General features: G+C 57.7%; 4 protein-coding genes. 3 read left to right on the top strand and 1 reads right to left on the bottom strand.

The window, feature by feature from the left end; translation table 11 throughout:
- Positions 1–305: 305 nt before the first annotated feature.
- Positions 306–851 carry an oligoribonuclease gene (gene orn, locus IAE50_RS12600; protein ID WP_023478488.1) on the bottom strand — a complete coding sequence of 182 codons (546 nt, stop codon included), beginning with the start codon at positions 849–851 and terminating at the stop codon, positions 306–308.
- Between the two features lie 94 nt (positions 852–945).
- Here orn and rsgA point away from each other — a divergent pair, with 94 nt between their 5' ends.
- The 3 genes from rsgA (at position 946) to mscM (ending at position 6,426) form a co-directional block, all read left to right on the top strand.
- Positions 946–2,001: a small ribosomal subunit biogenesis GTPase RsgA gene (gene rsgA / locus IAE50_RS12595; protein WP_042718524.1), complete on the top strand. Its 1,056-nt coding sequence runs from the start codon at positions 946–948 to the stop codon at positions 1,999–2,001.
- 98 nt (positions 2,002–2,099) lie between these two features.
- Positions 2,100–3,071 (top strand): archaetidylserine decarboxylase, encoded by a 972-nt coding sequence (asd, locus tag IAE50_RS12590; RefSeq protein WP_200580395.1) that lies wholly within the window; start codon positions 2,100–2,102, stop codon positions 3,069–3,071.
- Positions 3,072–3,093: 22 nt separating this feature from the next.
- The gene (mscM, locus tag IAE50_RS12585; RefSeq protein WP_042718521.1) at positions 3,094–6,426 is read left to right on the top strand and encodes a miniconductance mechanosensitive channel MscM; all 3,333 of its coding nucleotides are present in this window, start codon (positions 3,094–3,096) and stop codon (positions 6,424–6,426) included.
- Positions 6,427–6,512 lie beyond the last annotated feature (86 nt).

Genomic DNA, 6,512 nt, shown 5'->3' with positions numbered 1-6,512 from the left:
CGCGACCCCGACCTTGGCAAGGTCGTGCTCTACCAACTGAGCTATTCCCGCTTATCAGCGCTATTTCAACAGGTTAAAGCATTTAACCGCTGAAATTTCGTGATGCCGTGTTTCACATTTCTGTGTCTTCACGGGAGGCGCATTATACGAGAAATCATTCCTGCTGCAAGCCCCTGAAAGCAAATTTTCGTTTTTTTTGTTTAACTGCCGATTTAATCGACAAAACGCGCATTTTTGCAGCAAAACCGCGCCAGCACTGGTTTGCAGAGCCGAAAACGACATATCGGCTCTGCACACGCAGACGCTTACAGTTTAATAAAGTGTTCGCGGTAGTAAGCCAGCTCCGCCACCGATTCGCGGATATCATCCAGCGCCTGGTGAGTATTCTGCTTTTTCAGGCCGGTCAGCACTTCCGGTTTCCAGCGGCGCGCCAGCTCTTTCAGGGTGCTGACATCCAGGTAGCGATAGTGGAAGTAGGCTTCCAGCTCCGGCATGTACTTAAACAGGAAACGGCGATCCTGGCCGATGCTGTTGCCGCAAATGGGCGATTTACCGGCCGGTACCCACTCTTTCAGAAACTCAATCGTCGCCAGTTCCGCCGCGCGATCGTCAAAGGTGCTCGCTTTAACGCGTTCAACCAGGCCGCTGCCGGTGTGGGTTCGCACGTTCCACTCATCCATCAACGCCAGCTGCGCGTCGGATTGATGCACTGCCATCACCGGCCCTTCCGCCAGGATATTGAGGTTGGCGTCGGTCACCAGTGTCGCGATCTCAATAATGCGATCGCGCTCGGGATCCAGGCCTGTCATTTCGAGATCAATCCAAATGAGGTTGTTTTCATTTGCGCTCATGCTATTTTCCACCCTTATCGCGTCACTATATTCATCCAGAATTGAGTGTATCATAGAGGTTTTGCCCATCCGGGGCGACCAGGAGCCAGCACGATTGAGTAAAAATAAACTCTCCAAGGGACAGCAGCGCCGCGTTAAAGCGAACCATGAGCGCCGACTGAAAACCTCGACGGAGAAACCCGACTACGATGACAACCTGTTTGGCGAAACGGCCGAAGGGGTGGTCATTAGCCGCTTTGGTATGCATGCCGATGTAGAATCCGCCGACGGCGACGTGCATCGCTGCAACATTCGCCGCACTATCCGCTCGCTGGTCACCGGCGATCGCGTGGTCTGGCGGCCAGGCAAAGCGGCCGCAGAAGGCGTCAACGTGAAAGGGATCGTCGAAGCGGTGCACGAGCGTACCTCGGTGCTGACGCGCCCGGATTTCTACGATGGCGTTAAACCCATCGCCGCCAATATCGATCAAATCGTTATCGTCTCGGCGATCCTGCCAGAACTCTCACTCAACATTATTGACCGCTATCTGGTGGCCTGCGAAGCGCTGGACGTTGAACCGCTGCTGGTGCTGAATAAAACCGACCTGCTCGATAAAGAGGGCCTGGCGTTCGTTAACGAGCAGATGGATATCTATCGTCATATTGGCTACCGCGTATTGATGGTCTCCAGCCATGCGAAAGATGGCCTTGATCCGCTGATCGCAGCATTGACCGATCGCATCAGCATCTTTGCCGGCCAGTCCGGCGTAGGCAAATCGAGCCTGCTTAATGCGCTGCTCGGCCTCAATGAGGAGCAGATCCTCACTAATGACGTCTCTGACGTCTCAGGTTTGGGCCAGCACACCACCACCGCCGCGCGCCTCTACCACTTCCCTCAGGGCGGCGATGTGATTGATTCTCCGGGCGTGCGCGAGTTTGGCCTCTGGCATCTCGAACCGGAACAAATCACCCACGGTTTTGTCGAATTCCATGATTATCTCGGTCACTGCAAATATCGCGACTGCAAGCACGATACCGATCCCGGTTGTGCGATCCGCGAAGCGGTAGAGAACGGCAAAATCGCGGAGAGCCGCTTCGAAAATTATCACCGCATTCTCGAAAGCATGTCGCAGGTAAAGACGCGTAAAAGCTTTTCTGAATCAGATGACTGACAACTAAGCTAAGCGTCGTTAGAATCGTCCCCCATTTTAAGACTCCGACGCCGCGCGTCGGGTCAGGAACGACAGTAAACAATGGCCTGGAGGCTACCTTGTTAAACTCATTCAAACTTTCGCTTCAATACATTCTGCCGAAACTGTGGCTCACTCGCCTGGCGGGCTGGGGCGCAAGCAAACGTGCAGGCTGGCTGACCAAACTGGTTATCGATCTGTTCGTGAAATACTACAAGGTCGATATGAAAGAGGCGCAGAAGCCGGATACCGCCAGCTACCGCTCTTTTAACGAATTCTTCGTGCGCCCGCTGCGCGACGAGGTGCGCCCGCTTAATACCGATCCGAACGTGCTGGTCATGCCGGCGGATGGCGTAATCAGCCAGCTTGGCGCCATCGACAATGACAAAATCCTGCAGGCTAAAGGCCATAACTACAGCCTCGAAGCGCTGCTGGCAGGCAACTACCTGATGGCGGATCTGTTCCGTAACGGTAGCTTTGTCACCACCTATCTTTCACCGCGCGACTACCACCGCGTGCATATGCCGTGCAACGGCATCCTGCGCGAAATGATCTATGTGCCGGGCGACCTCTTCTCCGTTAACCACTTAACGGCGCAGAACGTACCTAACCTCTTCGCCCGTAACGAGCGCGTTATCTGCCTGTTCGACACTGAGTTTGGCCCGATGGCGCAAATTCTTGTCGGCGCGACCATTGTTGGCAGCATCGAAACCGTCTGGGCAGGCACCGTCACGCCGCCGCGCGAAGGGATCATTAAACGCTGGACCTTCCCGCAAGGTGAAAGCGAGGGCGCGGTCGCGCTGCTGAAGGGCCAGGAGATGGGCCGCTTTAAGCTCGGTTCTACCGTTATCAACCTGTTTGCGCCGGGTAAAGTGCAGCTGGTTGACGCCTTACGCAGCCTCTCTGTGACCAAAATCGGCCAGCCGCTGGCGCTCTCCACCGAGCCGTTTGTCCCGGTTGATGCGCAGGAGCCTGCACCGCTGCCGGAAGAAGAAATTAAAGCGGAACATGACGCCAACCCGCTGGTTGACGACGCTAAAGAAGACGTTTAAGCCTCACCCCAGGGAGACTGCAGTGCGCCTGATTATCGCTTTTCTGATGGCCTGGTGCCTCAGCCAGGGAGCCGTTGCCGCAACGGCTCCCGATGCCCGTCAAATTGCCCAGGAGCTGGAGCAAGCCAAAGCGGCGAAAAACACGCCGGACCAGGCGGAAATTGTAGAGACATTACAAGGCGCGTTGAACGCGCTGGACGAGCGTAAAGGCTCCCTTGAACGCGCCCAGCAGTATCAGGACGTGATCGACAACTTCCCCAAACTTTCCCGCACCCTTCGCGCCCAGCTCGATAATCTGCGCGACGATCCCCCTTCAGTGTCACCCGGCATGAGCAGCGATGCGCTCAACCAGGAGATTCTGCAAGTCAGCAGCCAGCTGCTGGAGAAGACGCGCCAGGCGCAGCAGGAGCAGGAGCGCGCACGGGAGATCAGCGACTCCTTAAGCCAGCTTCCCCAGCAGCAAACCGACGCCCGCCGCCAGGTAACGGAAGTGGAGCGTCGCCTCGGGGCGCAAACCAGCAACTCGGCCCTTGCCCAGGCGCAAAATTTTGCCGCTCAGGCAGAGTCGGCAAAGCTGAAAGCAGTGGTTGATGAATTAGAGCTGGCGCAGCTTTCAGCCAATAACCGCCAGGAGCTGGCGCGTATGCGCTCAGAGCTGGCGCAAAAGCAGAGCGAGCGGCTGGATGCTTATCTGCAGGCACTTCGTAACCAACTCAACAGCCAGCGTCAGCGCGAAGCCGAGCAGGCGCTGGAGAGCACGGAGATGCTGGCTGAGAACAGTGCGAACCTGCCCGCCAACATCGTTGAGCAGTTCCGCATCAACCGTGAACTCTCACAGGCGCTGAACCAGCAGGCGCAGCGCATGGATCTGGTCGCTTCGCAGCAGCGCCAGGCAACTGGGCAAACGCTACAGGTGCGCCAGGCGCTTAATACTCTGCGCGAGCAGTCCCAGTGGCTCGGCGCATCGAATATGCTCGGCGAAGCGCTGCGCGCGCAGGTGGCTCGTCTGCCGGAGATGCCGAAACCGCAGCAACTGGATACCGAAATGGCGCAGCTGCGCGTGCACCGCATGCGTTATGAAGATCTGCTCAACAAGCAGCCGCAGCTGCGACAGATTCGCCAGGCGGATGGCAAGGTTCTGACCGCTGAGCAAAACCGTATTCTTGAAGCCCAGCTACGCACGCAGCGCGAACTGCTCAATTCGCTGTTGCAGGGCGGCGATACGCTGATTCTGGAGCTGACCAAACTCAAAGTTTCCAATAGCCAGCTTGAAGATGCGTTAAAAGAGGTGAATGAGGCGACCCACCGCTACCTCTTCTGGACGGCGGATGTCAGCCCGATGGGCTTCTCATGGCCGCTTGAGATTGTGCAGGATCTGCGCCGCCTGCTGTCACTGAACACCATCAGCCAGCTGGGCAAAGCCAGCGCGATGGTGCTGACCAGCAAAGAGACGCTCTTCCCGCTATTTGGCGCGTTGATTCTGGTAGGGGTAAGTATTTACTCACGTCGCCACTTCACCCGCTTCCTGGAGCGCTCCAGCGCCCGCGTGGGTAAAGTGACCCAGGATCACTTCTGGCTCACCATGCGCACCGTCTTCTGGTCCATTCTGGTGGCGTCACCATTGCCGGTGCTGTGGGCAACGCTCGGCTACTGTTTGCAGGAGGCGTGGCCCTATCCGCTGGCGGTAGCGATTGGCGATGGCGTCACCGCCACCGTGCCGCTGCTGTGGGCAGTGATGATCTGTGCGACCTTCGCCCGCCCAACCGGGCTGTTTGTCGTCCACTTCGGCTGGCCGCGAAACCGCGTGGCGCGCGGGTTACGTTACTACCTGATGAGCATCGGCTTTATCGTGCCGCTGATCATGGCGCTGATTATGTTCGATAACCTGAACGACCGGGAATTCTCCGGCTCGCTCGGGCGGCTCTGCTTTATCCTGATTTGCGGTGCGCTGGCGATTGTCACTCTCAGCCTGAAACGCGCCGGTATTCCGCTGTATGTCGATAAGAGCGGCAACGGCGACAATATGGCTAACCATCTGCTGTGGAACCTGCTGCTCTGCGCCCCGCTGTCGGCGATTCTTGCCGCCGCGGTCGGTTATCTGGCAACCGCGCAGGCGCTGCTGGCAAGGCTGGAAACCTCCGTTGCTATCTGGTTCCTGCTGCTGGTGGTTTATCACATTATTCGCCGTTGGATGTTTATCCAGCGTCGCCGTCTGGCCTTCGAGCGCGCACGCCACCGCCGCGCGGAAATACTCGCACAGCGCGCACGCGGCGAAGAGGATGCCGCCCATCAGCTCAGTACCGAAGGCACCGCCGAAATTGATGAGCAGGAGGTCGATCTCGACGCCATCAGCGTGCAGTCCCTGCGCCTGGTGCGCTCGATCCTGATGCTGATCGCCCTGCTGTCGGTGATCTTCCTCTGGTCTGAGATCCACTCTGCCTTTGGCTTCCTTGAGAACATTCCGCTGTGGGATGTCACCTCAACGGTACAGGGCGTCGAGAGCCTGGAGCCGATTACCCTCGGCGCGGTGCTAATTGCCATCCTGGTGTTTATTATCACCACCCAGCTGGTGCGCAACCTTCCTGCTTTGCTTGAACTGGCGCTGTTGCAGCACCTTGAGCTGACGCCGGGGACAGGTTACGCCATCACCACTATCACCAAATATCTGCTGATGCTGTTTGGCGGGCTGGTGGGCTTCTCGATGATTGGTATTGAGTGGTCGAAGTTGCAGTGGCTGGTGGCCGCGCTCGGTGTTGGTCTCGGGTTTGGTCTACAGGAGATCTTCGCCAACTTTATCTCAGGCCTGATCATCCTGTTTGAGAAGCCGATCCGTATCGGCGATACGGTAACGATCCGCGATTTGACTGGCAGCATTACCAAGATCAATACCCGCGCAACCACCATCAGCGACTGGGATCGCAAAGAGATCATCGTGCCGAATAAGGCCTTTATCACCGAGCAGTTTATTAACTGGTCGCTCTCGGACTCTGTCACGCGCGTGGTGTTAACAGTGCCCGCGCCGGTCGATGCCAATAGCGAAGAGGTGACGCAGATCCTTTACACCGCTGCTGAGCGCTGTTCGCTGGTGATTGATAACCCGCCGCCGGAAGTGTTCCTGGTCGATTTGCAGCACGGGCTGCAGCTGTTTGAGCTGCGCATCTATGCGGCTGAGATGGGCCATCGCATGCCGCTGCGCCACGAAATCCACCAGCTTATTCTGGCGGGCTTCCGTGAACACGGCATCGATCTGCCCTTCCCGCCGTTCCAGATGCGCCTTGAGAGCCTCGACGGTAAACGCGCGGCCAAAACGTTGTCTTCAGCGGGGAGAAGCAGCCGCCCGGCGGGCAGCCTGTAACTCTTTGAGTGCCGGCTTATCCGGCCTGCGGAGGGGTTACTCTTCAGGCCGGGTAAGGCGTAGCTGCCACCCGGCACAAACGGGGA

This window comes from Kosakonia sp. S42 (genome assembly GCF_016624785.1).
GTDB classification, from domain to species: Bacteria; Pseudomonadota; Gammaproteobacteria; order Enterobacterales; family Enterobacteriaceae; genus Kosakonia; species Kosakonia cowanii.
Note: the sequence above shows the minus strand (reverse complement) of the source record. Positions and strands in the feature narration are given on the sequence as shown.